Genomic DNA, 952 nt, shown 5'->3' with positions numbered 1-952 from the left:
TGTATATTCGGGTCGTAACCGCCTTACGATGCCACCGGAAACGTGGAGCTGTGTGTGACCCACCCGGATCGAGTAGAGGCCGGCCAGCTCGACTTCGCCCGGTTCAATATCCTCAATGAGCAGCAGTCCTGTATCGGTCATCGCGTAAACATGCCGTGCGTCAACTGCGAATACACGGTTGAGGAAATGCAGAATGGCTGGATCGATTCCAGGAATCTTTTTGCGATAACTGCCTCCGAACAGCATCTCGCCGTTCGCATCAATCAGAAGCTGATCGTTAACACCACGCGCTGTGGCGGGATTGACCTTGCCGGGCCGGCTGATGGGCTTCCCGCGATAAAGCAGGGTATCGCCCATCCGTGCAAAGGAATAGCCGAGCGATTCCACCGCTGCGGGATTGTCGATGCCGCGCTTGCGCACACCTTCAACGATCAGCCCTTTTGCGTCACGAGCATAGGCGCCGCCCAAAACCTCGAAGCTCGCCATGTCGATTTTGACGACAGCAAGCTCTGGTAAAGGTGCTGTACTGTCGATGTAATAGGCCTGCTGCTTGTCTTTGAACCATGGGCCGTCGAGCTTTTCGAAGCTAGCGGGATCGGCTTTCTTAATGGGCTCCATCCCGTAATGTTCGAGGCCGGGCAAGAAGTAGCGCAGGCCGTGCCGATCCTGCCCGAACACATCAACGATGTGTCGGAAGCTGTCGTGGTCGAAATGATCGAGTGAGACCCATTCGGCTTCCTGCGGACGCTGTGGCCTAACCAGAATCCTGCGTCCATCGCTGTAATAGAGACCGCCGATCGGTACTGGCTCATTCCCCACAGACGCTCTTACCGCACGGCGTGCCTTCTCCCGGTGCCACCAGCTGTCGGCAATCTCGGGATGGTTCTCGAAATAGCCGCTCCAAGACTCAAATTCTGCCGAAACTGATTGAGGTTGCCCTGCATAGTACGGC

The 952-nt window shown here is 56.5% G+C and carries 1 pseudogene; it reads right to left on the bottom strand.

Annotation, left to right across the window (positions count from 1 at the left end):
• Positions 1–952 (bottom strand): annotated as a pseudogene (locus tag AB4Z23_RS27235) (DKNYY domain-containing protein); the annotation flags it as partial.

The sequence above is a fragment of the Agrobacterium sp. MCAB5 genome (genome assembly GCF_052114365.1).
GTDB classification, from domain to species: Bacteria; Pseudomonadota; Alphaproteobacteria; order Rhizobiales; family Rhizobiaceae; genus Agrobacterium; species Agrobacterium tumefaciens.
This window is presented reverse-complemented; position numbering and strand designations above follow the sequence as displayed.